The organism is Stenotrophomonas veracruzanensis (assembly GCF_032911525.1).
GTDB classification, from domain to species: Bacteria; Pseudomonadota; Gammaproteobacteria; order Xanthomonadales; family Xanthomonadaceae; genus Stenotrophomonas; species Stenotrophomonas africana.
Genome location: NZ_JAWJTI010000004.1, coordinates 95,408 through 119,178, shown reverse-complemented (window position 1 = coordinate 119,178; position 23,771 = coordinate 95,408). Strand labels below are relative to the sequence as shown.

Annotated in this window: 19 protein-coding genes and 1 pseudogene; 11 read left to right on the top strand and 9 right to left on the bottom strand. The window is 67.9% G+C overall.

Annotated elements, in window-relative coordinates:
- Position 1 precedes the first annotated feature (1 nt).
- The 4 genes from R1H25_RS05445 to R1H25_RS05430 all read left to right on the top strand — a co-directional run bounded on the left by R1H25_RS05445 (position 2) and on the right by R1H25_RS05430 (position 5,260).
- Complete coding sequence (locus R1H25_RS05445; protein ID WP_317222971.1) at positions 2-1,342, top strand: D-tagatose-bisphosphate aldolase, class II, non-catalytic subunit; 1,341 nt, start codon at positions 2-4, stop codon at positions 1,340-1,342.
- Positions 1,343-1,375: 33 nt separating this feature from the next.
- Positions 1,376-2,152 carry a DeoR family transcriptional regulator gene (locus R1H25_RS05440; protein WP_049444377.1) on the top strand — a complete coding sequence of 259 codons (777 nt, stop codon included), beginning with the start codon at positions 1,376-1,378 and terminating at the stop codon, positions 2,150-2,152.
- On the top strand, positions 2,149-3,264 hold the full coding sequence (nagA, locus tag R1H25_RS05435; RefSeq protein WP_317222970.1) for an N-acetylglucosamine-6-phosphate deacetylase: 1,116 nt from the start codon (positions 2,149-2,151) through the stop codon (positions 3,262-3,264). The genes R1H25_RS05440 and nagA overlap by 4 nt, the downstream gene beginning before the upstream one ends.
- A gap of 193 nt (positions 3,265-3,457) precedes the next feature.
- Positions 3,458-5,260 carry an MFS transporter gene (locus R1H25_RS05430; protein ID WP_317222969.1) on the top strand — a complete coding sequence of 601 codons (1,803 nt, stop codon included), beginning with the start codon at positions 3,458-3,460 and terminating at the stop codon, positions 5,258-5,260.
- 52 nt (positions 5,261-5,312) lie between these two features.
- On the opposite strand, the pseudogene R1H25_RS05425 reads toward R1H25_RS05430, so the two are convergent.
- The 5 genes and pseudogenes from R1H25_RS05425 to R1H25_RS05405 form a co-directional block, all read right to left on the bottom strand.
- Positions 5,313-5,779: pseudogene (locus tag R1H25_RS05425) on the bottom strand (hypothetical protein).
- The gene (locus R1H25_RS05420) at positions 5,776-6,327 is read right to left on the bottom strand and encodes an HdeD family acid-resistance protein (protein ID WP_317222968.1); all 552 of its coding nucleotides are present in this window, start codon (positions 6,325-6,327) and stop codon (positions 5,776-5,778) included. The pseudogene R1H25_RS05425 and the gene R1H25_RS05420 overlap by 4 nt, the downstream one beginning before the upstream one ends.
- A 58-nt stretch (positions 6,328-6,385) precedes the next feature.
- Entirely contained in the window at positions 6,386-7,081 is a 696-nt protein-coding gene (locus R1H25_RS05415) for a ComF family protein (protein WP_317222967.1), read from the bottom strand.
- A 97-nt stretch (positions 7,082-7,178) separates the two neighbouring features.
- Positions 7,179-7,841: a hypothetical protein gene (locus R1H25_RS05410; RefSeq protein WP_317222966.1), complete on the bottom strand. Its 663-nt coding sequence runs from the start codon at positions 7,839-7,841 to the stop codon at positions 7,179-7,181.
- A complete protein-coding gene (locus R1H25_RS05405; protein WP_317222965.1) occupies positions 7,838-9,181 on the bottom strand; it encodes a chloride channel protein in 1,344 nt (447 codons plus the stop codon). Before R1H25_RS05405 ends, R1H25_RS05410 begins: the two co-directional genes overlap by 4 nt.
- A 203-nt stretch (positions 9,182-9,384) precedes the next feature.
- Here R1H25_RS05405 and bioB point away from each other — a divergent pair, with 203 nt between their 5' ends.
- From bioB to bioC, 5 genes are all read left to right on the top strand, one after another.
- Entirely contained in the window at positions 9,385-10,428 is a 1,044-nt protein-coding gene (bioB, locus tag R1H25_RS05400) for a biotin synthase BioB (RefSeq protein ID WP_317222964.1), read from the top strand.
- Positions 10,429-10,495: 67 nt separating this feature from the next.
- Complete coding sequence (gene bioF, locus R1H25_RS05395; RefSeq protein WP_317222963.1) at positions 10,496-11,719, top strand: 8-amino-7-oxononanoate synthase; 1,224 nt, start codon at positions 10,496-10,498, stop codon at positions 11,717-11,719.
- Positions 11,720-11,736: 17 nt separating this feature from the next.
- A complete protein-coding gene (gene bioH / locus R1H25_RS05390; RefSeq protein WP_317222962.1) occupies positions 11,737-12,516 on the top strand; it encodes a pimeloyl-ACP methyl ester esterase BioH in 780 nt (259 codons plus the stop codon).
- A 29-nt stretch (positions 12,517-12,545) separates the two neighbouring features.
- Positions 12,546-13,325 (top strand): SDR family oxidoreductase, encoded by a 780-nt coding sequence (locus R1H25_RS05385; protein ID WP_317222961.1) that lies wholly within the window; start codon positions 12,546-12,548, stop codon positions 13,323-13,325.
- Between the two features lie 12 nt (positions 13,326-13,337).
- Entirely contained in the window at positions 13,338-14,222 is an 885-nt protein-coding gene (bioC, locus tag R1H25_RS05380) for a malonyl-ACP O-methyltransferase BioC (protein WP_057500801.1), read from the top strand.
- A 162-nt stretch (positions 14,223-14,384) separates the two neighbouring features.
- Here the strand turns inward: bioC and R1H25_RS05375 are convergent, their stop codons facing one another.
- Complete coding sequence (locus R1H25_RS05375) at positions 14,385-15,029, bottom strand: YdcF family protein (RefSeq protein WP_317223019.1); 645 nt, start codon at positions 15,027-15,029, stop codon at positions 14,385-14,387.
- Positions 15,014-15,976, bottom strand: coding sequence for a pyridoxal-phosphate dependent enzyme (locus tag R1H25_RS05370; protein ID WP_057500802.1), 963 nt, complete (start codon positions 15,974-15,976; stop codon positions 15,014-15,016). The genes R1H25_RS05375 and R1H25_RS05370 overlap by 16 nt, the downstream gene beginning before the upstream one ends.
- A gap of 158 nt (positions 15,977-16,134) precedes the next feature.
- On the opposite strand from R1H25_RS05370, the gene R1H25_RS05365 reads away from it, so the two are divergent.
- The gene (locus R1H25_RS05365) at positions 16,135-16,620 is read left to right on the top strand and encodes a hypothetical protein (RefSeq protein ID WP_049444263.1); all 486 of its coding nucleotides are present in this window, start codon (positions 16,135-16,137) and stop codon (positions 16,618-16,620) included.
- A 546-nt stretch (positions 16,621-17,166) separates the two neighbouring features.
- Positions 17,167-19,056: a tRNA uridine-5-carboxymethylaminomethyl(34) synthesis enzyme MnmG gene (gene mnmG, locus R1H25_RS05360; protein WP_317222960.1), complete on the top strand. Its 1,890-nt coding sequence runs from the start codon at positions 17,167-17,169 to the stop codon at positions 19,054-19,056.
- Positions 19,057-19,206: 150 nt separating this feature from the next.
- On the opposite strand, the gene smeC is transcribed toward mnmG, so the two are convergent.
- Both smeC and smeB read right to left on the bottom strand, forming a co-directional pair.
- Positions 19,207-20,622 carry a multidrug efflux transporter outer membrane subunit SmeC gene (smeC, locus tag R1H25_RS05355; RefSeq protein ID WP_317222959.1) on the bottom strand — a complete coding sequence of 472 codons (1,416 nt, stop codon included), beginning with the start codon at positions 20,620-20,622 and terminating at the stop codon, positions 19,207-19,209.
- Positions 20,619-23,768 carry a multidrug efflux RND transporter permease subunit SmeB gene (gene smeB / locus R1H25_RS05350; protein ID WP_317222958.1) on the bottom strand — a complete coding sequence of 1,050 codons (3,150 nt, stop codon included), beginning with the start codon at positions 23,766-23,768 and terminating at the stop codon, positions 20,619-20,621. Before smeB ends, smeC begins: the two co-directional genes overlap by 4 nt.
- Positions 23,769-23,771 lie beyond the last annotated feature (3 nt).

The following is a 23,771-nucleotide window of genomic DNA, read 5'->3' as shown; positions in this document are numbered from 1 at the left end:
CATGTCCCCGCTGCAGACCCTGCTTGCCTCCCACCGCGCCGGTGCCAACGTCGGCCTGTACAGCGTCTGCTGCAGCAACGAGCAGGTGCTGCGCGCGGCCATGCACGTAGCGCTGGCGCATGGCACCGTGCTGCTGATCGAGGCCACCTCCAACCAGGTCGACCAGTTCGGCGGCTACACCGGCATGACCCCGCCGCAGTACCGCGATTACGTCGGTGCCCTGGCCGATGAAGAAGGATTTCCGCGCGAGCGGTTGATCCTGGGCGGCGACCACCTCGGCCCGAATGCCTGGCAGAAGCGCCCCGCCGGCGAAGCAATGACCCACGCACGCGTGCTGATCGAAGCCTACGTCGCCGCCGGTTTCCACAAGATCCACCTGGATTGCAGCATGTCCTGCGCCGATGACCCGGTGCCGCTGCCCGATGCCATCGTTGCCGCGCGCTCGGCCGAGCTGGCCGAGATCGCCGAACGCACCGCCGCCGAACATGGCCTGCCGCCGCCGGTCTACGTGATCGGTACCGAAGTGCCGATTCCCGGCGGCGAAGCTTCGCTGGCGGAGGGCCTGCAGGTGACCACGCCGGCCGCCGCTGCGCAGACCCTGGCCATCCACCAGCAGGCGTTCGACACGCCGCAACTGCGCGATGCGTGGCAGCGCGTGATCGCGATGGTGGTGCAGCCAGGCGTGGACTTCGACCACAGCAGCGTGCACGAGTACGCCGCCGCCGCCGCCGCCGCCAGCACGCTGGCCGACTTCCTGGAACAGCAGCCGCGCATCGTGTTCGAAGCGCATTCCACCGACTACCAGCGCGAAAGCGGGCTGCACGCGCTGGTGCGCGACCACTTCGCCATCCTCAAGGTCGGCCCGGCGGCGACCTTCGCCTACCGCGAAGCGCTGTTCGCGCTGGCCGCGATCGAGGCTGAACTGTTGCCGGCCGCACTGTGCTCGCGCCTGCCGCAGGTGCTGGAAGAAGTGATGGTGGCGCAGCCGAAGTACTGGCAGTCCTACTACCAGGGCGATGACGCCGCGCTGCGCCTGCTGCGCAGCTATTCCTTCAGCGACCGCTGCCGCTACTACTGGGGCGAGCCGGCGCTGGTACAGGCGGTGCAGACCTTGTTCGCCAACCTGGAACAGCACGCGCCGCCGCTGGTGCTGCTCAGCCAGTACCTGCCGGAGCAGTACCGCGCCGTGCGCGAAGGCGCCCTGGCCAACACCCCCACGGCACTGGTGCAGCACCGTATCGGCCTGTGCCTGGGCGAGTACGCCCGTGCCTGCAGCGCCAACCAGGCCGGAACCCGCACGCGGAACACAGGCTCGGCTGCCGGCGTTGCTGCGAACGGCTAATCTCTACCTTTTCCCGCGAAACCGAGAATGGCCATGCGCAACACCCGCTCCCGCCGGCAACAGATCCTGCAGCTGCTGATCGAGCACGGCTCGGTGCAGGTGGCCGATCTGGTCGAGCGCTTCGGCGTGTCGGCGGTGACGATCCGTGCCGACCTGACCCACTTCGAGTCGCAGGGCCTGGCCAACCGAACCCATGGCGGTGCCACGCTGGTGCGCACGCCGCCGCAGGAACAGGACATCCATGAAAAGGATGCACTGAACCTTCCGCTGAAGGAATCGATCGGCGCGCGCGCCGCGCGCCTGGTGCAGCCCGGCGACAACATCATCATCGACTCCGGCTCGACCACGATGACGCTGGCACGCCATCTGCGCGCACATCGCGACGTGACGGTGATGACCAACGGCCTGAACATCGCCTGGGAACTGGCCAATGCGGCGGGCATCACCGTACTGCTGACCGGGGGGTTGCTGCGCCAGCAGTCGCTGTCACTGCAGGGCAGCCAGGCCGAGGCCAGCCTCAACTCCTACAGCTTCGACACCCTGTTCCTGGGCGTGGATGGCCTGGACCTGCAGTTCGGGCTGACCACCCATGACGAAGCCGAAGCCCGCCTCAACCACCGCATGGTCGAGCGCGCGCGCCGCATCGTGGTGCTGACCGATGCCTCCAAGTTCGGCCGCGTCAGCCTGCACCGCATCGCCCGCCTCGACCAGATCCACGCCATCATCACCGACGCCGGCATCGACGACGCAACCCGTGAAGGGCTGCAGCGGCTGGGCATCGAAGTGATCATCGCCGAGCCCGCCGCATGACCGACACCCGCACCCTGCAGGGCCGCATCCTGACGCCGCTGGGTTGGCGGCGTGGCCACGTCCACTTCGATTCGCACGTGCGCCAGCTGCAGGTGGACGACCACAGCGGTGCCGATGACCTGCAGCTGCCGGTGATCCTGCCCGGCTTCATCGACCTGCACGTGCACGGTGCGGCCGGCGTGGACCTGATGCAGGGCGGCGACGTGGCACGCACCATCGCCCGCACCCATCTTCGTTTCGGCACCACCACACTGCTGGCGACCACCATGACCGCCGGCCTGGATGAGATCGAGCACGCGCTGCACGGCGTGGCCGCCACCATGGCCGCGCCCGATGCAGACGCCGCCAGCATCGTCGGCGTGCATCTGGAAGGACCGTTCATCAGCCCGCAGCGACTGGGTGCACAGCCCAACCGTACGATCGAGGCGACGCTGGCGCTGGTGCAGCAGCTGCACGCGCTGGCGCCGATCCGGGTGATGACACTGGCCCCGGAAATCGGCGAACACACCGCGCTGATTCCCGCGCTTTCGGCGATGGGCATCCGCGTGCAGCTCGGCCACAGCGCCGGTACCTACGAAGAAGGTGTTGCTGCCCTGCAGGCCGGCGCCTCCGGCTTCACCCATCTGTTCAACGGCATGACCGGCGTCGATCACTATCGCCCGGGCATCGCGGCTGCGGCACTGGCGCATGCGCAGTACGCCGAGATCATTCCCGACCTGCAGCACATCCATCCCGGCGTGATCCGCCTGGCCGCGCGCGCGATTCCGCGCCTGTATGCGGTGACCGACGCGACTGCCGCCACCGGCATGCCCGATGGCGAGTACGCGCTGGGCGAGCAGCGTGTGCACAAGTGCGGCGGCTGCGTGCGCCTGGCGACCGGTTCGCTGGCCGGCAGCGCACTGACCATGGACCAGGCGCTGCGCAATCTGGTGCAAGTGGGCCTGGACCTGGCCGATGCCTCGCAACGTGTTTCCACCTTCCCCGCCGCGTATCTCGGCCTGGACGATCGCGGCCGCATCGCGCCCGACGCCCGCGCCGACCTGGTGGTGCTGGATGCCGAACTGCGCCTGCAGCAGGTGGTGGTTGGTGGGCGCGTAGTTGATTTGACCTGACGCACGCGATGCGGCCCGGACGCCGCGCGGGCTCCCTGTAGAGCCGAGCCATGCTCGGCTCACCGCGCGAAGCGCGGCATGGAGAACCTCGATATCGGAACGGAAAGCAGCCGAGCATGGCTCGGCTCTACATGAAGCGCGCAAGCGCAATGCCTCAGCCACGCACCATCCCCGCTATTCCAGGAATACGCCGATGACCGCAGCCGCCGCACCTGCCGTACCCGCTTCCACCGCTCCGCGCTGGCCCGTACGCTACCTGCTCTTCATCGGCGGCCTCGGCGGCCTGCTGTATGGCATCGACATCGGCATCATCGCCGGCGCCCTGCCCTATCTTGAAGCGACCGCCAGCCACGCCTGGCAGCTCAGCAGCCAGCAACTCGGCTTCGTGGTGGCAGCGGTACTGCTGGGCAGCGTGCTGTCCTCGCTGTTCGCCGGCATGGTCGCCGACCTGATCGGCCGCCGCGGCGCGATGCTGCTGGCCGGCCTGCTGTTCACCGCCTCGATTCCGATCATGGCGCTGGCCTCGGGCTACACGCCCTTGCTGCTCGGTCGGCTGCTGCAGGGCATCAGCGGAGGCTTGATCGGCGTGGTGATTCCGCTGTACCTGGCCGAAGTGCTCAGCCCGGAGCGGCGCGGCCGCGGCGCGGCGATGTTCCAGCTGCTGCTGACCATCGGCTTGGTGCTGGCGGCATTGATCGGCCTGTACCATGCCCACGCGGTCGATGCCGCTGCTGAAGCCGTGCGCTCACTGCCTGTGGCGCAGCAGGCGCAGGAGCTGTTCACGGTGAAGGACCACGCCTGGCGCACCATCTTCTGGACCTGCCTGGCGCCGGGCCTGCTGTTCTGCGCCGGCATCTTCTGGCTGTCCGAGTCACCGCGCTGGCTGGTGCGCCGCGGCCGCATCGATGATGCACGCCGCAGCCTGCAGCGTGTACTGCCCGCTTCGGAGGTCGAGCCGACGCTTGCACAGATCCAGGCACCGGAATCGAGCAGCAGCAGCGGAAAGCGCGACCCGCTGCTCAGCCGCCGCTATGTGGTGCCGTTCCTGCTCGCGTGCGTAGTGCTGGCCTGCACCCAGGCCACCGGCATCAACTCGGTGCTGGCCTACGCGGTGAACATCCTCAACCAGGCCGGCCTGTCCGGCTCGGTCGCCAACGGCGCCGACGTGGCGATCAAGCTGCTCAACGCGGTGATGACCGTGGTCGCGCTTCTGCTGGTCGACCGCAAGGGCCGCAAGTTCCTGCTGATGCTTGGCAGTGGCGGCATCTGCGTGGCCCTGCTGGCAGCGGCGACGCTGTTCTTCCAGGCCGAACGCGGTCGCACCGACGTGCAGCCGCAGCTGCAGGCGGCGGTCAGCGGCGATGGCCTGCAGCTGGTACTGGACGATACGCAGTGGCAGCGCTTGGGCGCTGGCATCGACAGCGAAGGCCGGCCGCTGCAGCTAACCGTGTCGTATGCCTACGGCGACTTCACCAATGTGCGCGCTCTGCGCAGTGACAACCTGACCGACCGCGAGCTGCGCATCGAGCGTGCCGGCACCGTGCAGCCGGACAGCGTGATCGGCGCGCTCTTCCGCAAACTGCACCTGAACCCGTTCGCCGACCCGGCCGCTGCTGCGCAGGCGCCGCTGCGCATCGAACAGGCCCGCATCGGCCCGGTGCCGCCGCCGGCACACGGCTGGGCCGTGGCCGCCTGCATCCTGGTGTTCGTCGCGTTCTTCGCGGTTGGGCCCGGCGTCTGCGTGTGGCTCGCGCTGTCCGAGCTGATGCCGAACCGCATCCGCTCCAACGGCATGAGCATCGCGCTGCTGATCAACCAGTTCGTGTCGACCACCATTGCCGCGATCTTCCTGCCCACGGTGGGCCACTACGGCTATGCCAGCATGTTCGTGTTCTGGGCGGCGTGCACCTTCGTGTTCTTCCTGGTGGCCGCGTTCTGGCTGCCGGAGACCAAGGGCAAGTCGCTGGAAGAGATCGAAGCGCGGTTCGCCCGGTAGCGGTTGACCTTGGTCGACCTCCGCGCGCAGCGCGCGGGTGTTGCCGCGCCCGTCATTCTCCGGTGATGTGCCTGGCCAGCTCCCGCGCTTCGGCAACGCTGGACAACCCGCTCAGCATCATCGATTCGCCGAACGGCCCCTGTACGGTCGCCACCATCAGCACGCTGCCATCCACGCTGATCGCCGCACGCTGGCCGACCAGTGCTGCCGTGCCATCGTGGATGCGCTGGTGCGCTTCGGGCCGATAGCGGATCTGCACGCCGGGCTGCTTGGCCTCGTCCAGTACGTAGCGCACATCGGCGATGTCGGCACTGCCGGCAATCGGCGGCTCGCGCAGGGCCAGGGTTTCGCCCTGCCACTGCACGGGCGTGCCATTGCCGGCCGCATCGACCGCGCTCAGGCGCACATCGACGCCGGGGCGTGGCGCATGATCCTTGCCTGCCCAGGCACCTGGCGTTGCGCCCGGCATGCATCCAAGGCCAGCGCTGCGCCGAGCAGCAGCGGCAGCGTTGCTCTCACTTCAGCTTCCGCAGCTTGAACGCCACCAGCACCTGCAGCAGCCCATACAGCAGGCTGCCGATACCGATCCACAGCGTGGTCACCGCTACGCCCGCATACGGATTGGCTACGAACAGCAGGCCCAGCACCACCGCCAGCACGCCACTGAGAATCAGCAGCCACTCGCCCTGGATCTGCTTGCGCACGCGGATCGCGAACACGATGCGATAGATGCCGGCCACCAGCAGCCACGCTGCCAGGAACAGCACCAGCACGCTGGCGGTGGCCAGCGGATTGATCACCGCCAGGATGCCGAAGCCCAGTGAAGCAACGACATACAGCGCAAGCCAGCCGCGCGAAGCACCACTGCCACCGCTGATCAGTGCAAACAGACTGATGACACCTTCAACGATGGCCATCACGCCCAGCGTCCACGCCAACGCCATGGCCGCCGAAAGCGGCCAGCCGATGGCGATGATGCCGAAGCCGAGTGCAACCAGGCCGTACAGGAGGAGAATCCACCAGCTACGGCCGACTGCCGACAACAGGGGAGACAAGGGGGAATTCATGGCCACTCCTTCGATCCGGAAACGGGCTCATCCTAGCCCCTGGGGATGAAGAGGGCGATCACGGCGCCCGCGCGCAGACCCACACGCGCACCTCCGCAGCGCCGACCAGGCGCAGCGTCTCGGCGACCTCCATCACCGTGCTGCCGGTGGTCATCACGTCATCGACCACGGTCAGCCGCGTGGGCACCGGACCACGGACAGCAAACGCATCGAACAGATTTTCCCTGCGTTGTTCGGCCGTGCGTTCGGACTGCGGCGCGGTATGACGGCGCCGGTACAGCCCGTGCCAGACCGGCATCGGCAGCAGGCGGCACAGTTCCGCGGCCTGGTTGTAGCCGCGCTGGCGCAGGCGACGGTTGTGCAGCGGTACCGGCACCAGCGGTGGGCATGACCAGGGCGGCGGTGCGCGCTGCATCAACTGCGCGAGCAGGCGACCCGCTGCGAGATCCTGATGGAACTTATAGCGCACCAGCAGCTGGTCGACCGGCGGCAGGTACAACAGGCTTGCATGGGTAGCGGCCTGCGGTGGCGCTTCCTCGCGGCAGCTGCCACAGACGATCAGCGCGTTGTCGGGCAGCGGTAATGCGCAGCGCAGGCAGGCGCGCCCGGACCACGGCAGGTTGGCAAGGCAGGCGCGGCACAGGTCAAGTTCATTGTGGCCCGGGTCGCCGCAGACCAGGCAACGCAACGGCAGGAGCAGGCGAAGCAGCGCTGCGGGCCAATCCGCCGGTAGAGGGAGGTAGGTAAGAGGCATACCCCAACCTGCCTGCGCAGCGATGCCGGAACCATCGCCGGCAACCACACCGGACGGTCAGGAAAGCGGACGCAGTGCCGTCGTCCGTCTCATCGGGTCAGTCACGCAGGGATGCCCGCCAGGCCACCAGGGCGGCGGCGGCACGCCGGGTCCTGTACTCATCCGGATTGACGCCCATCTCATTGCGCGCCATGCCGGCAAGGGCCATACACAGTTCCTGTTCGCCTACACCGCGCAGCAGCTGGGACTCGATGCGATCTGCATAGGCGGCGTACTCGCCACGGCAGTCCGGATTGGCCTGGATGTCTATTGGATCCCATACATAGTGCAGGACTTCATCCACCGCTCGGCCCAGTGCACCGCGCCTGCGGTCTGCCGCCTGGCCGATCTCCTTCCAGTGTGGCGTGTTGTGCAGTGCCTCGAACGGCATCGGCACTGGCGATAACAGGTAGGAGATACCGTCTTCGTCCTGCTTGACGTGCCAGACGCCAACTCCGACATCCGCCATGTGCTCCGACAACGGGAAAACGAAGGCAGGCAGCCACAACAGCTCGATGCGGCCATCTCCCTGCCAGCCCAGGGCGGTGAACATCCCGCCTGCGATCTCCCGGTAGGCCTGCGCGGCAGGCTCGCCGACCAGTTGCCCCGGATCCAGCATGAACACCCGGTTGTCGATGTACTCGACCACGCTGCCATGGAACTCGCGCAAGCGCTCGGGCGGGTAATCGATGACCTGTTCAGGGGCGATGGTGTAGCTCATTTCGTGAAATCCTTTCCGCTGGAAGGCAAGTGTGGCGCGACGGCGGGCACCATCAACAACTCCGCCAACCCACGATAGATCGGCACGCGGCATACCAGCCCGGACACGCCGCGCGCGATCAGCACCGTGGCCAGGATCGGCAGCAGCAGATCGCCGCTGTCGGTCAGCTCCAGCGAAATCACCGCCGAGGTCAGCGGTGCCTGGGTGACGCCGGTGAGATAGGCACACATGCCCAGCAGCACGAACGCGCGCGGGTCCACGCCGGGCATCAACACCGCCAGGTTGTGGCCCAGGCCGGCACCGACCGCCAGCGCCGGCGAGAACAGGCCGCCGGGAATTCCGGCCACGTACGATGCGAGGTTGGCCAGCAGCTTCATCAAACCAAATTCATGGCCGACCATCGCCTGCCCCTGCACCAGGCTGCGCGCCTGCTCGTAGCCGGTGCCGAACGCGCCTTCACCGAAGACCAGGGCGAGCAGTACCACCACCAGACCGCAGCCTGCGGCCAACAGAACCGGATGCCGCTGACGCAGTTGCCCGAGCCATCGCGGGCGGCCCGCCGCACTCGCCAGCACGGCGCGCGCGAACAGGCCTCCCAGCAACCCGGCCACTACGCCGCACAGCAGGATCGCGAGCCAACCCTGGCCCAGCGGCAGCCGCGCGCTTACATGGCCGAAGTAGGTGTAGTTGCCCAGCAGTCCGAGCGATACCACGCCGCCGACGATCACCGCGGTCAGCAGGGTGCCGGAGAATCGATGCTCGAAACGGCCACTGAGCTCTTCGATGGCGAAGACGATGCCGGCCAGTGGCGTGTTGAACGCCGCCGCGATACCCGCTGCACCACCGGCCAGCAGGAAGTGCGAGAGCTCGCGTGGATCCTTGAAGCCGAACCAGCGGCCGAACAGATACATCAAGCTCGCACCCACATGCACCGTCGGCCCTTCGCGGCCAACGGACGCACCGCCGAGCAGCGACAGCGAGGTCAGCAGCAACTTGCCGGCCGACACCGCAGGCGAAAGGTTGGTTTTCCGGAACGACTCATCTGGCTTGTCCAACGCAGCGATGACCTGCGGAATGCCGCTGCCGCGGGTGGGTTTCAGCACGCCCGCGGTCAGCCAGGCCAACAGCGCGAAGATGCCCGGCGTGAGCAGCAGGGCCCACCACAGCGAGTGCGAGGTGATGCGCTGGAACAGGTGGAACGCGGCGTCGCTGGCCTTGGCGAACAGGATCGCCACCAGTGCCACGGCCACGGCGCCGCCCCAGAGCGCGGCGCGGCGGCGCCAGGCCTCGCTGAGAACCAGCGCGGTGATGCGGACGCGGAGGCGGTAAAGATCGATCATGGGAAAGAGTCTGCGCGCCAGCGCTTGCGTTGGGCAGCGGCCACTGTGGCCGGAGGCCTTGCAGGATGCGGTGAAATGCGGCGCATCCTTCGGACTTGATTGAACGGCCGGACTGTAAACCGTTTTGATTAATAGATGGTTGACAGTGCGGACGCACCCACCCACACTGCCGCCCTCGTTCCACTCGTACCCAAGGTCCCGCCATGGCTGCCGCCATCCGCCACGACTGGCAACAGGACGAACTGCAGGCGCTGTTCGATCTGCCGTTCCCCGAGCTGCTGTTCCGCGCCGCAGCGGTCCACCGCGAGCATTTCGACCCCTCGCAGGTGCAGGTCTCCACGCTGCTGTCGGTGAAGACCGGCGGCTGCCCGGAAGACTGTGCGTACTGCCCGCAGGCGCAGCGCTACAACACCGGCGTGAACGCGCAGAAGCTGATGGACACCGATGCGGTGCTGGCCAAGGCACGCCAGGCCAAGGCCGCCGGTGCCTCGCGCTTCTGCATGGGTGCCGCGTGGCGTTCGCCGAAGGACCGCGACATCCCGAAGGTGGCGGCGATGATCGCCGGGGTGAAGGCGCTTGGCCTGGAGACCTGCGCCACGTTGGGCATGCTCAGTGGCGAGCAGGCGCGTGCGCTGAAGGATGCGGGCCTGGACTACTACAACCACAATCTCGACACCGCGCCGGACTACTACGATTCGATCATCCACACGCGCCAGTACCAGGACCGCCTGGATACGCTGGAGCACGTGCGCGATGCAGGCCTGAGAACCTGCTGCGGCGGCATTGTCGGCATGGGCGAGACGCGCGCGCAGCGCGTCGGCCTGCTGCTGGCGCTGGCCACGCTGCCGGCGCATCCCGATTCGGTGCCGATCAACAAGCTGGTGCAGGTGGCGGGTACGCCGCTGCATGGCAGTGCCGAGCTGGACCCGTTCGAGTTCGTGCGCATGATCGCGGTGGCGCGCATCGCCATGCCGCGCTCGATGGTGCGGCTGTCGGCCGGGCGCGAGGCGATGAGCGACGAGCTGCAGGCGCTGTGCTTCCTGGCCGGTGCCAATTCGATCTTCTATGGCGACAAGCTGCTGACCACCGGCAACCCGGAAAGCGAACGCGACCTGGCCTTGTTCGCGCGCCTGGGGCTGCAGCCGATGGCGGTGCAGGTGGATGCCGAAGGCCACGACCACGGCGGTACCGTTCACGCCGATATCAGTGCCGATACGCCCGGCTGTGGCTGCGCTCACGCGGCCTGAGACGGGCCGCAAGCAGGCGCCGCGGCAACGCGCTACCCTAGCCGCCCCGTCGACGCAATCAGCCACCATGGCCCGCCCCGACCTGACCGCCCGCCTCCACGCCCAGCGCGCTCTGCGCGATGCCCAAGGCCGTCGCCGCCCGCGACGCACGGTCACCCGTCGTGATGGCGTGCGCCTGGAAGTGGACGGCCAGTGGCTGGCCGGCTTCTGCAGCAACGACTACCTTGGCCTGGGCCAGCAGTTCAGCGTGGTCAACGCGCTGCAGGACGCCGCCGCGCGCGAAGGCGCTGGCGCCGGTGCCTCGCACCTGGTCTGCGGCCACCACGCCCTGCATGAGGCGCTGGAACGCGAGGTGGCCGAGTGGCTGGGCTATCCGTGTGCGTTGCTGTTCGGCAGTGGCTTCGCCGCCAATCTGGCGGTGCAGCAGGCACTGCTGAGCGAAGAGAACGATGTCTGCGTACAGGACAAGCTCAACCACGCCAGCCTGCTCGATGCCACCCGGTTGGCCGGTGCACGCCTGCGCCGTTATCCGCATCTGGATGCGGAAGGCGCAATGCGTCAGCTCAAGCACGCGCCCGATGGCGCGGCAATGCTGGCCACCGATGGTGTTTTCAGCATGGATGGCGACATCGCACCGCTGCGTGCATTGTCGCTTGTGGCACGCCTGCAGCAGGCGCTGTTCTATGTGGATGATGCGCACGGTGTAGGCGTGGTCGGTGATGGCCGTGGTGCCGTGGCCGCCGCCGGGCTGGGCGTGGACGATGTGCCGCTGCAACTGGTCACGCTGGGCAAGGCATTGGGCGGTTCCGGTGCGCTGGTGCTGGGCCGCGACGACCTGATCGAGCATCTGGCCGAAACCGCACGCCCGTACATCTACACCACCGCCGTGCCACCGGCGATGGCCGCTGCTGCGCTTGAAGCGGTGCGCCTGGCGCGCCGCGACCACTGGCGCCGCACCAAGCTGACCGACCTGATCGCGCTGTTCCGCAGTGAAGCGCGTCGTCATGGACTGGACCTGATGGCTTCCGACACACCGATCCAGCCGCTGCTGTGCGGTGATGACCACACCGCCGTGGCGATGTCCCAGGCGCTGGAGCAGGCCGGCTGGCTGGTTGGTGCAATCCGCCCGCCGACGGTGCCGGAAGGCAAGGCACGCCTGCGCGTGACACTGTCCGCGCTGCACACGCCGGAACAGGTGCGCGGCCTGGTGGAAGCCATCGCCAGCGCGCGCGACCGCGTCACCCTGGCCGTGCGCGAAGCCGCGCCGCCGCCGCTGCCCGCCTTTGCCTGAGTTCCGTGTAGTCGCCCATGCATATTGAAGTCACCGGCCGCGGGCCGGACCTGGTTCTGATCCACGGCTGGGCCCTTCAGGGCGGTGTGTTCGCACCACTGGTGCAGCGCCTGGCGGACCAGTTCACCCTGCATCTGGTCGACCTTCCCGGCCATGGCCACAGCCGCGAGGACACCACGCCGCTGCGCCTGCCGTTCGTGGTCAATGCCATTGCCGCGGCCACGCCACCGGCGGTGTGGTGCGGCTGGTCGCTGGGTGGCCTGTTCGCACTGCATGCGGCGGCGACGCTGCCGAAGGTGCGCGGGCTGGCGATGATCGCCGCCACGCCGCGCTTCGTACGTGGCGAGGACTGGCCGCATGCGGTGGAACCGGCCGTGTTCGAGCAGTTCGGTCGCGAGTTGGCCACCGACTTCGCCGGCACCCTGGAACGCTTCCTCGCGCTGGACGTGATGGGCTCGGCGCACGCCCGCGAAGAGCTGCGCACGCTGCGCCAGCGCCTGGTCGAGCGCGGTGCGCCCACCGAACGTGCACTGCTGGAGGGATTGCGCCTGCTGGAAAGCACCGACCTGCGCGGTGCACTGCCGACCCTGGGCAAACCCAGCCTGTGGATCGCCGGCCAGCGTGACCGGCTGGTGTCTCCTGCGGCGATGCAGGCCGCCGCGGCACTCGCCCCGGGCGCGCAGGCGCTGACCATCGCCCACGGCGGCCATGCGCCCTTCCTCGGTCATGCCGACGAAGTGGCCGCCGCCCTGCAACACTTCGTTGCCGGCCTGTCACCGGCCGATGGCGGACAATGAGCGCCTTCCGAATTCCGCAGGACTGACGCATGGATCTGGGTATCAACGGCCGCTGGGCACTGGTCTGCGGCGCAAGCAAGGGGCTGGGCCTGGGTTGCGCGCGTGCGCTGGTGCGCGAGGGCGTCAACGTGGTGATCGTGGCCCGTGGTGACGCTGCGCTGCAGGCCGCCGCCGAGGAGCTGCGCGCACTGGCCGGCGCCGCCGAGGTGCGTGCAGTCGCCGCCGATGTCACCACCGAGGCCGGCCGCACGGCGGCACTGGCCGCATGCCCGCAGGTGGACATCCTGGTCAACAACGCCGGTGGTCCGCCGCCCGGTGATTTCCGCAATTTCGAGCGCGACGACTGGATCGCCGCGCTGGACGCCAACATGCTGGCGCCGATCGCGCTGATCCGCGCCACCGTCGACGCGATGATCGAGCGCGGCTTCGGCCGCATCGTCAATATCACCTCGTCGGCGGTGAAGGCCCCGATCGACATCCTGGCGCTGTCCAACGGCGCGCGCAGCGGCCTGACCGGGTTCGTCGCCGGCCTGTCGCGCCGCACCGTGGCCCACAACGTCACGATCAACAACCTGCTGCCCGGTCAGTTCGACACCGACCGCCTGCGCGCCAACTTCGCCCACAGCGCGGGCAAGGACGGCGATGCCGGCGAAGTGGCCGAGCGCCGCCGCCAGCAGATTCCCGCCGGCCGCTTCGGCACGCCGGACGAATTCGGCGCCGCCTGCGCCTTCCTGTGCAGTGCACAGGCCAGTTACCTCACCGGGCAGAACCTGCTAATCGACGGCGGCGCCTACCCCGGTACGTTCTAAGAGACTTTCGCAATGCCGTCCCACTTCGATGCTCGCCACGTCCGCCGCGCGTTCGCGCGTGCCGCCAGCAGTTACGACGCCGCCGCCGCCCTGCAGCGGGAGGTGCAGTCGCGGCTGATCGAATCGCTGGACTACCTGGAGGCGCGCAAGCCCGAGGTGGTACTGGACATCGGCGCGGGTACCGGCCATGCCAGTGCGTTGATGAAGAAGCGCTGGCCGAAGGCGCAGGTGATCGCGCTGGACGTGGCGCTTCCGATGCTGGACCAGGCCAAGCGCCAGGCCGGCTGGTGGAAGCCGTTCCAGCGCCTGTGCGGCGACGCCGCTGCGCTGCCGCTGGCCGACAACAGCGTGGACGTGATCTTCAGCAACCTGTGCCTGCAGTGGCTGGACGACCTGCCGGCGGTATTTGCCGGGTTCCGCCGTGTGCTCAAGCCTGGTGGCCTGCTGCTGTGCTCGACCTTCGGCCCGGAGACCTTGGTCGAACTCAACGAGGCCTTCGCGGCCGCCGATGACCGACCGCACGTGAGCCGCTTCGCGCAGATCGCCCAGTTCGGCGACGCGTTGATGATGGCGGGCTTCCGCGACCCGGTGCTGGATCGCGATCTGTTCACCCTGACCTATGACGACCTGCCGTCGCTGATGCGCGAACTGCGTGCGATGGGCGCGACCAACGCACGGGTGGACCGCCGCCATACACTGACCGGGCGTAGCCGTTTCGCGGCGGCGGCGGCGGCATACGAGCCGATGCGCCGTGCCGACGGCAAGCTGCCCAGCAGTTGGGAAGTGATCTATGCGCATGCCTGGGCACCGGACCCGGGCGCACCGATCCGCGAAGGCGGACATGACGTGGCCTCGGTGCCGGTGTCGGCGATTCCGATCCGTCGCAAGCAAAGCTGATCGTCCGTTCGCAGGTCATGCGCCGACCAAGGTCGGCAACTACCGATTCATGCACGGAACCCGCTCTGGTAGGTGCCGACCTTGGTCGGCACAGTGCCGGCAGCATCGCGATCTGACAGGTTGTGCCAACCAAGGTTGGCACCCACCAAATGCAGGCCGCCCTCAGGTATTGGCCGGCGAGCTCAGCGGCGGGCGCACCAGGTCTCGGTGGAAGAAATAGATTTCCTGCACCAGGAAGCGCCAGCTGGTGTGGAAGCTGCGGAAGCGCGTGCTGGGCGTGGACGAGGCCAGCGCATCGATGCCCAGTGCCTTGCTCAGGCGCAGCGCGCGCGCCATGTGCAGCGGGTCGCTGACGATGATCACCCGGTGCAGGTCACGCTGGTCCATCAGCCGCTTGGCTTCGACCAGGTTCTGCACGGTGTTGCGCGAAGCGGTTTCGATCAGGATCGCATCATCCGGCACGCCATGCTTCAGCGCATAACGCCGCGCCACCTGCGATTCGGAGAAGCGCGCGCCGGTGCCGCCATAGCCACCGGTGAATATCAGCAGTGGCGCGTACTGGGCCTCGTACAGATCCAGACCGTGGCGGATGCGTTCTTCGAACACCGGTGACGGTTTGGCGTCGTAGGCCGCCGCACCGAGCACGATGATGGCGTCTGCCTTGGCCGCCTGGTCACGTTCACCGACCCAGACAATCCAGGCAGTCACGCCCAGCAGCCAGATCACCAGCACCACGAACAGCCTCCACAGCCAGCCCACCAGGCCGGTGCGATGCCGGTTGCGCTCGCGGCTCAAGGCGCGCCCCAGCGCAGTGCGGGCAGGTCGACATTGCCACCGGACAGGACCAGGCCCACGCGGAGCCCGGCAAAACGCTGCGGCTGCGCCAGCACCGCGGCCAGCACGGTAGCCGAGGACGGCTCGACCACCTGCTTGAGGACTTCCCACAGCAAGCGCATCGCGGCCATCGTCGCCGCGTCATCAACCACGATCACCTCGGCACCGGCCGCGCGCAGCAGTTCGAAATTGGGCGCACCGATCAGGGTACGCAGTCCATCGCAGATCGTGTCGGGGGTGAACGCCCCCTGGCGCTCGCCTGCGGCCAGTGATCGCGCGGTGTCATCGGCGCCGGCCGGCTCGGCCAGCACCAGCCGGGTCTGCGGGCTGGCATGCTGCAGCGCCAAGGCGGTACCGCTGGCCAGGCCGCCACCGCCCACCGGCACCACCAGCACATCAAACGGGCCGTCGCTGTGCAGCAATTCCAGGGCGGCGGTGCCCTGCCCGGCCATCACTGCCGGGTCGGCATAGGGATGGACGAGAGTCGCGCCGGTATCGACCTGTACCTTGGCGCAGGTGGCCTCACGATCGGCAATGGTCGGCGGGCAGCGCCAGAGCGTCGCGCCATGGCGGGCAATGTTGGCCAGCTTGGCCGCCACTGCGCCTTCGGGCACCACCACGTGGCAGGGAATGCCACGGGTGCGTGCGGCCAGTGCCAGTGCGGCGCCGTGATTGCCGGAGGAGTGGGTGACCACGCCGGCACTGGCGCGATCGGCCTCCAGTGACCACACCGCGTTGCAGGCACCACGGAACTTGAATGCGCCACCGCGCTGCAGGTGCTCGGCCTTGAACGCCAGGCTCGCGCCGGCCAGCGCATCGAGCGTGCGCGAGCGCAGCACCGGCGTCACGCTGGCGTGCGGGGCGATCCTCGCGGCAGCAAGCAGGACGTCGTCGGCGCGGGGCAACAGTGAATCGCTCATGACGCAAGATTAACGTATGGCTTCGCGCTGGCGACCGGGACAAGGTCATGCCAGCATGTAGCCCTACGCCTCCATTCATCCTGGCCGGCGGAATTAAGGGCCGATTCAATGCTGGCGCCCGAAGCTGACTGCACACCCGTCCTCTGGGGGGACCCACCATGAAAACGCGCCTGATGCTTGCCGGTGGCCTGTTGCTGGCCCTGACCGGCTGCACCACCTACGACTATGTCGGCGGCGGCCGCAGCGGCAGCTACTACCACGGTGCGCCGTCGGTGGAATACCGCTACCCGGCCGGTTATCCCTACAACTACGGCCCCTACTACGGTGGCTATGGCGGCTATTACGGCGGCTACGGCAACCCGTATTACTCGCGCCCGATCTACCGCCCGCCGCACAACCACCGCCCGCCGCCGCGCCCGGGCAATGGAGGGGAGAACCGTCCGCCACCGCCGTCGCGGCCGTCGTACAACGGGGGTTCGCCGTGGCGGAACATGGACTCGATGCGCCGCCCGCCGCAGTCCGGCGTGCGGCCTTCGGCCCCTCCGCCGCAGGCCCGTCCGGCGCCGGCGCCGAGCGCGCCGAGGATGAACGGTTCCCCTTGGCGCAACATGGATCGTGCGACGCAGCGCACAGTTGAGCGCTGAACCATCTTGCATTTCACACGGTCTAAGCCCCAATCTACGCGGACAGTGACGGCCCGCGTCACAAAGTGACAAAAACGACACGGGCCGCCGCAAATAGCTCTACGTCGATATCCGACAGGAACATCTGGATCCCCCCTGTTCCGGCCCTGTCGGATGTCGGCACCTCTGAAGGCAGACGGCCCCGCAATGCGGGGCCGTTTGTTTTGTTGGGTCGCCAACCGACGAGGGCCCCAGCTTGAGTAGATCCACGCCATGCGTGGATGGCGCCTTCCCGACAGCCGCAAAAAACAGGGCCGGACAGTCCCCCGACTGCCGGCCCTCTGCTCCCCCACCATGCGCCTGTACCGGCCCCTGTTCCAATTCCGGTCACGGGCGCCTACGGCGCCAGCCACGGTGGGTGCTATTGGGTTATCTGCAAAAATCCTGCCAACTTTAGCGCTGATTTCGACGCCGGCCAGTGGACGCCGACGCCCCGGCCCCGAATGGCGCTAAAATCGCCACCCCGGCGCCGCCCCAGCCGCGCCCGCCCCCAGCTGAACAACCCCCATGAACCCGTCCTTCCATCGTTACGACGTCATCGTCATCGGCGGTGGCCACGCCGGCACCGAAGCCGCGCTGGCCGCGGCCCGCACCGGCGTGCGCACCCTGCTGCTGACCCACAACATCGAAACGGTGGGCGCAATGAGCTGCAACCCGGCCATCGGCGGCATCGGCAAGGGCCATCTGGTCAAGGAGATCGACGCCCTCGGCGGTGCGATGGCGCATGCCGCCGACCGCGCCGGTATCCAGTGGCGCACGTTGAACGCCTCCAAGGGCCCGGCCGTGCGCGCCACCCGCTGCCAGGCCGACCGCAACCTGTACCGCATGGCGATCCGCGCCATCGTCGAAGGCCAGGCCAACCTGACCGTGTTCCAGGCGGCGGTGGATGACCTGGTCATCGAGGGCGACCACGTGCGCGGGGTCATCACCCAGACCGGCCTGCGCTTCGACGCGGAAGCCGTGGTGCTCACCGCCGGCACCTTCCTGGCCGGCAAGATCCACGTCGGCCCGACCCAGTACGCCGCCGGCCGCATGGGCGACCCGCCGGCCACCACGCTGGCTGCGCGCCTGCGCGAACGCCCGTTCCAGGTGGATCGCCTGAAGACCGGCACGCCGCCGCGCATCGACGGCCGCTCGCTGGACTACAGCGTGATGGATGAGCAGCCCGGCGATTCGCCGCGGCCGGTGATGTCCTTCCTCGGCTCGGTGGACGAGCATCCGCAGCAGGTCAGCTGCTGGATCACCCACACCACCGAACGGACCCACCAGATCATCCGCGACGCGCTGCACCGCTCACCGCTGTACAGCGGCCAGATCGAAGGCATCGGCCCGCGCTACTGCCCGTCCATCGAGGACAAGGTGGTGCGCTTCGCCGAGAAGGCCAGCCACCAGATCTTCGTCGAACCCGAAGGCCTGGGCATCGTCGAGATCTACCCCAACGGCATCTCCACCTCGCTGCCATTCGACGTGCAGCTGGAGATGGTGCGCAGCATCCGTGGTTTCGAGAACGCGCACATCACCCGCCCCGGCTACGCGATCGAGTACGACTTCTTCGACCCGCGCGGGCTGAAGGCCTCGCTGGAAACCAAGCTGGTCAACGGCCTGTTCTTCGCCGGCCAGATCAACGGCACCACCGGCTATGAGGAGGCCGCCGCGCAGGGCCTGCTGGCCGGCCTCAACGCCGCGCGCCAGGTGCGCGGGCTGGATGGCTGGTGCCCGCGCCGCGACGAGGCGTACCTGGGCGTGCTGGTGGATGACCTGATCACCCACGGCACCAACGAGCCGTACCGCATGTTCACCAGCCGCGCCGAGTACCGCCTGCAGCTGCGCGAGGACAATGCCGACCAGCGCCTGACCCCGGCCGGCCGCGAAATGGGCCTGGTGGATGACCGCCGCTGGAACGCGTTCGAGACCAAGCAGGCCGCCGTCGCTGCCGAGCGCGCACGTCTGGGCGCGCTGTGGGCCACGCCGGCCAATGCGCTCGGCCGCGAAGTGCAGGACACGCTGGGCGTCATGGTCAGCCGCGAAACCAACGTGCTGGACCTGATCAAGCGCCCCGAACTGGATTACGCACAGCTGATGCAGGTACCGTCGCTGGGCCCGGCCGTGGCCGACGCCAAGGTGGCCGAGCAGGTGGAGATCGGCGTGAAGTACGCCGGCTACCTGGACCGCCAGCGCGAGGAGATCGAGCGCCAGCAACGGCATGAAGCCACGCCGATCGCTGAAGCCTTCGATTACGCGACGGTGCGCGGGCTGTCGGCCGAAGCACTGCAGAAGCTGGAGCGCGTGCGCCCGCAGACCATCGGCCAGGCGCAGCGGATTCCCGGCATGACGCCGGCAGCGATCTCACTGCTGCTGGTGCATCTGGAGCGCGCACGCCGGGGCCGCGTGGCGTAAGCGGTCGCACCTGCTTCTGGTGGCTGCCGACCTTGGTCGGCACATGAATCTGCCCTGGTGGGTGCCGACCTTGGTCGGCACGGAAGCATGGAGTGTCGCGATCTGATGATTCGTGCCGACCAAGGTCGGCACCTACCAGAGCAGATCGCGTTACCGTGCGTCGGCGCCGCCGCCCAGCACCTTGAACAAGGTCACCCGGTTGCCCGCTTCCTGCTGCTGCAGGGCGATCAGGTCCTGCTGCGCGGCATACAGGCTGCGCTGTGCATCCAGCGACTGCAGGTAGCCATCCAACCCGGTGCGGTAACGCGCGTCGGCCAGCGTGTAGCTGCGCTGGCTGGCGGCCACCAGCGCGCGCTGCGTGTCCATCTGTGCGGTCAGGTGGTCACGCGTGGCCAGCGCATCGGCCACTTCACTGAAGGCCTGCTGGATCGCTTTCTCGTACTGCGCGATGCCGATGTCCTTGCCGATCTTCGAGGCATCCAGCGACGCCTTCAGTGCACCGGCATGGAAGATCGGCGCGGTGATGCTCGGCGCGAACGACCAGCCACGGGTGCCGGCCGAAAACAGCGTCGACAACGCGGTGGAGCTGTGGCCGTAGTTGGCGGTCAGGGTCAGCGTGGGGAAGAACGCAGCGCGCGCGGCACCGATATCGGCATTGGCCGCCTGCAGCGCGTGTTCGGCGGACAACACGTCCGGGCGCTGCAGCAGCACGCTGGACGGAAGGTTGGCCGGCAGCGGCGCCAGTGCCACGCTGCCATCCAGCGCCTGCGTGGTTGGCAGCAGGGCCGGATCCAGCGGTGCCCCTACCAACAGCTGCAATGCATCGCGATCCTGCGCCTGCTGCGTCTGCAGCTTGGCAAGCGCACCGCGCGCGGCGTCCACGCTGGTCTGTACCTGCGACAGATCCAGGCCCGAGGCCAGCCCCTGCGCATGACGGGCCTCGGTGCGCTGCAGGGTCTGCTGCTGGCTGTCCAGGGTCTGTTGCGTGAATGCCAGCGACTGCCCATCGGCCGCCAACGCGAGCCACGCCGTTGCCACTTCGGCGACCAGGCTGGTGCGTGCGGCACGTTGGTTCTCGGCGCTGGCCAGCCAGTTCTGCAGGGCCTCGTTCTTCAGGCTGCGGATGCGCCCGAACAGGTCCAGTTCCCAGCTGCTGATGCCGACCTGCACCGCGTCGGACTCGGTTACCTGGGTGGCACCGGTCTCGCTGTTGGCATCGCTCACCCGCGAGCGGGTGACACTGCCACCGGCATCCACCGATGGCAGCAGCGCCGCACGCTGGATGCGGTACTGCGCGCGTTCCTTCTCCACCTGCAGCACCGCCACGCGCAGGTCGCGGTTGTTCTGCAGCGCCAGCGCGATGACCTGCTGCAGGCGCGGTTCCAGGAACACCTCACGCCAGGCCGGCATCGCCAGTGCCGGCCCGGCCTCGCCGGTGGCGGCATTGCCGAACTGTGCCGGCACCGGTGCCTCGGGGCGCTGGTAGTGTGGTGCCATGCTCACGCAGCCACCCAGTACGGTGGTCATCGTTGCGGCCGCCAGGGCGCGCAGCAGCATCGGCTTCATGGGCTTGCCTCCGGGGCAGTGGCTTCGGCCGGCGCGTGGCCCGGGAACATGCGGCGCACCAGCAGGTAGAACAACGGCACGAAGAACATGCCCAGCACCATCGAGGCGACCGTACCGCCGGCCACGCCGGTACCCAGCGAACGGCGCGCGGCCGAACCGGCGCCGGTGGCGAACACCAGCGGCAACACGCCCATCAGGAACGCCAGCGAGGTCATCACGATCGGCCGCAGCCGCAGATAGACCGCCTGCAGGATCGCCTCGCGGGTGCTCTTGCCCTGCTGTTCAAGGATGCGCGCGAACTCGACGATCAGGATGCCGTTCTTCGCCGCCAGACCAATCGTGGTCAGCAGGCCGACCTGGAAGTACACATCGTTGTTGAGGCCACGCAGGTTCATCATCAGCACGGCACCGAACACGCCCACCGGCACCGCCAGCATCACAGCGAACGGCACCACCCAGCTTTCATACAGCGCGGCCAGGCACAGGAACACGAACAGCAGCGAGATGGCGTACAGCATTGGCGCCTGGTTGCCCGACAGCTGTTCCTGGTAGGCCATGTCCGACCAGGCATGGCTGAAGCCTTCCGGCAGCGTGTCGGCCAGGCGCGCGATCTCGGCCATCGCTTCGCCCGAGCTGACGCCGGGCGCCGGCTGGCCGGTGATCTCCATCGCCGATACACCGTTGTAGCGCTGCAATGCGGCCGGCGCGCTGGTCCAGTGGGCGCTGACCAGCGACGACAGCGGCACCATCTGCCCGGCCTGGTTGCGCACGCTCCAGCGCTCGATGTCCTGCGGCTGCATGCGCGCTTCGGCCGTGCCCTGGATGAACACCTTCTTGATGCGGCCCTTGTAGATGAAGTTGTTGACGAAGTCGCCGCCCAACGCCGCGTTCAAGGTGTCATTGATGTCCTGCGGATTCACGCCCATCGCCTGTGCCTTCGCGTCGTCCACCTTCACCGCGTACACCGGCGCGTCTTCCAGGCTGGCATAACGCACGTTGACCAGCTTCGAATCCCTGGCCGCCTCCTTCAGCAGCGTGTTGCGCGCGGCCACGGCGGCGGCATGGCCGGCACCGCCTTCGTCCTGCAGTTCCAGGGTGAAACCGCCCGCATCGCCGAGGCCAAGGATGGCGGGTGGCGAGGTGATGAACACCTGCGCATCGGGCACGCTGGCCATCGCCCGCGTCAACCGTGCGGCGATGGTATCGGCATCGTCCTTGCGGTCATCCCAGTCCTTGAGCCGGATGAAGGCCTGGCCAACGTTCTGGCCGCTGCCGGTGACACTGAAACCGGCAGTGGCCTGGATCGACAGCACGCTGTCGTCCTTCACTGCGGCGGCACTGAGGCGATCCATCACTGCACGGGTCTGCTCGAGCGTGGCGCCGGCTGGCAGCTTCACCAGCGCGTTGAGCATGCCCTGGTCTTCATCGGGCAGGAACGCCCCCGGCAGGTGCCACAGCAGCAGGCCGGTGACCACGCTCAGCACCAGGTAGAACACCACGCCCAGCGTGCGCCGGCCGAGGAAGCCATCCACGCGTCGACGCAGCCCGTTCGAGGTGCGTTCGAAACGGTGGTTGAACCAGATGAAGAACTTGCCCAGCAGGCTCGGCTCGCCCGCGTGGTCGCCATGCGGATGGCCGCCCTTGGGAATCTGGTGCAGGATGCTGCCGCACAGCGCCGGGGTGATGGTCATCGCCACCAGCACCGACAGGATCATCGCCGCGGCAATCGTCACCGAGAACTGGCGGTAGATCACGCCGGTAACACCGCTGAAGAACGCCATCGGCAGGAACACCGCGGTCAGCACCAGCACGATGCCGACCAGCGCGCCGGTGATCTGGCCCATCGCCTTCAGCGTGGCCGGCTTCGGCGCCAGCCCTTCGAAGGTCATCACCCGCTCCACGTTCTCCACAACCACGATGGCATCGTCCACCAGCAGGCCGATGGCCAGTACCAGCGCGAACATGGTCAGGGTGTTGATCGAATAGCCGAATGCGGCCAGCACGCCGAACGTGCCCAGCAGCACCACCGGCACCGCAATGGTCGGGATCAGGGTGGCGCGCCAGTTCTGCAGGAACAGGTACATCACCAGCACCACCAGGATGATGGCTTCGATCAGGGTGATCACCACTTCCTTCAGCGAGATGGTCACGAACGGCGTGGTGGTGAACGCCACGTGGGCGGTATAGCCGTGCGGCCAGTACTTCTGCAGCTGCTGAAGCCGTGCATCGATGGCCTTGGACACCGCGATGGCGTTGGCACCGGCGTTCAGTTCGATGCCCAGCGACGCCGACGGCTTGCCGTTGAAGGTGCTGATGCTGTCGTAGCTCTCCGGCCCCAGGCCGATCGTCGCCACGTCGCCCAGGTGCACCACGCTGCCGTTGGCATCGGCCTTGAGCACCACCTGCGCGAACTGCTCAGGCGTGTGCAGGCGGCTGCGCGCGGTCACCGTGGCGTCCAGCTGCTGACCCTTCAGCGCCGGCTGGCCACCGAGTTCACCGGCCGAGACGTCGGTGTTCTGCGCCTGCAGTGCGGTCTCGATGTCCGAGGGCATCAGCGCGTACTGGCGCATCTTTTCCGGATCCAGCCAGATGCGCATGGCGTATTCCTGGCCGATCGGCTGGATGTTGCCGACGCCGCTGACACGGCTGATCTGGTCGTCGATGCGCGCTTCCATGAAGTTGGCAACATCGAAGTTGTCCATGCTGCCGTCTTCGCTGGTGAACGACAGCACCTCGAAGATGGAACCACTGGACTTGGTGATGGTCAGGCCGTTCTGCTGCACCGCCTGCGGCAACGTGGCCATGGCGGCCTGCAGCTGGTTCTGCACCTGTACCTGCGCGGTGTCCGGGTTGGTGCCGGTGGCGAACACCAGGTTCACCTGCGCCGAGCCATCGGAGGCACTGGTGGAGGTCATGTACATCAGGTGGTCCAGGCTCTGCTGGGACTGCTCGATGACCTGGGTGACTGCATTTTCCACGGTCTGCGACGAGGCACCGGTGTAGGTGGCGCGGATGGTGATGGTGGGCGGGGCGATCTGCGGGTAGCGGTCCACCGGCAGGATCAGGATCGCGAGCAGGCCGAGCAGGCTGACCGCGATGGCGATCACCCAGGCGAAGATCGGCCGGTCGATGAAGAAACGAACCATGCG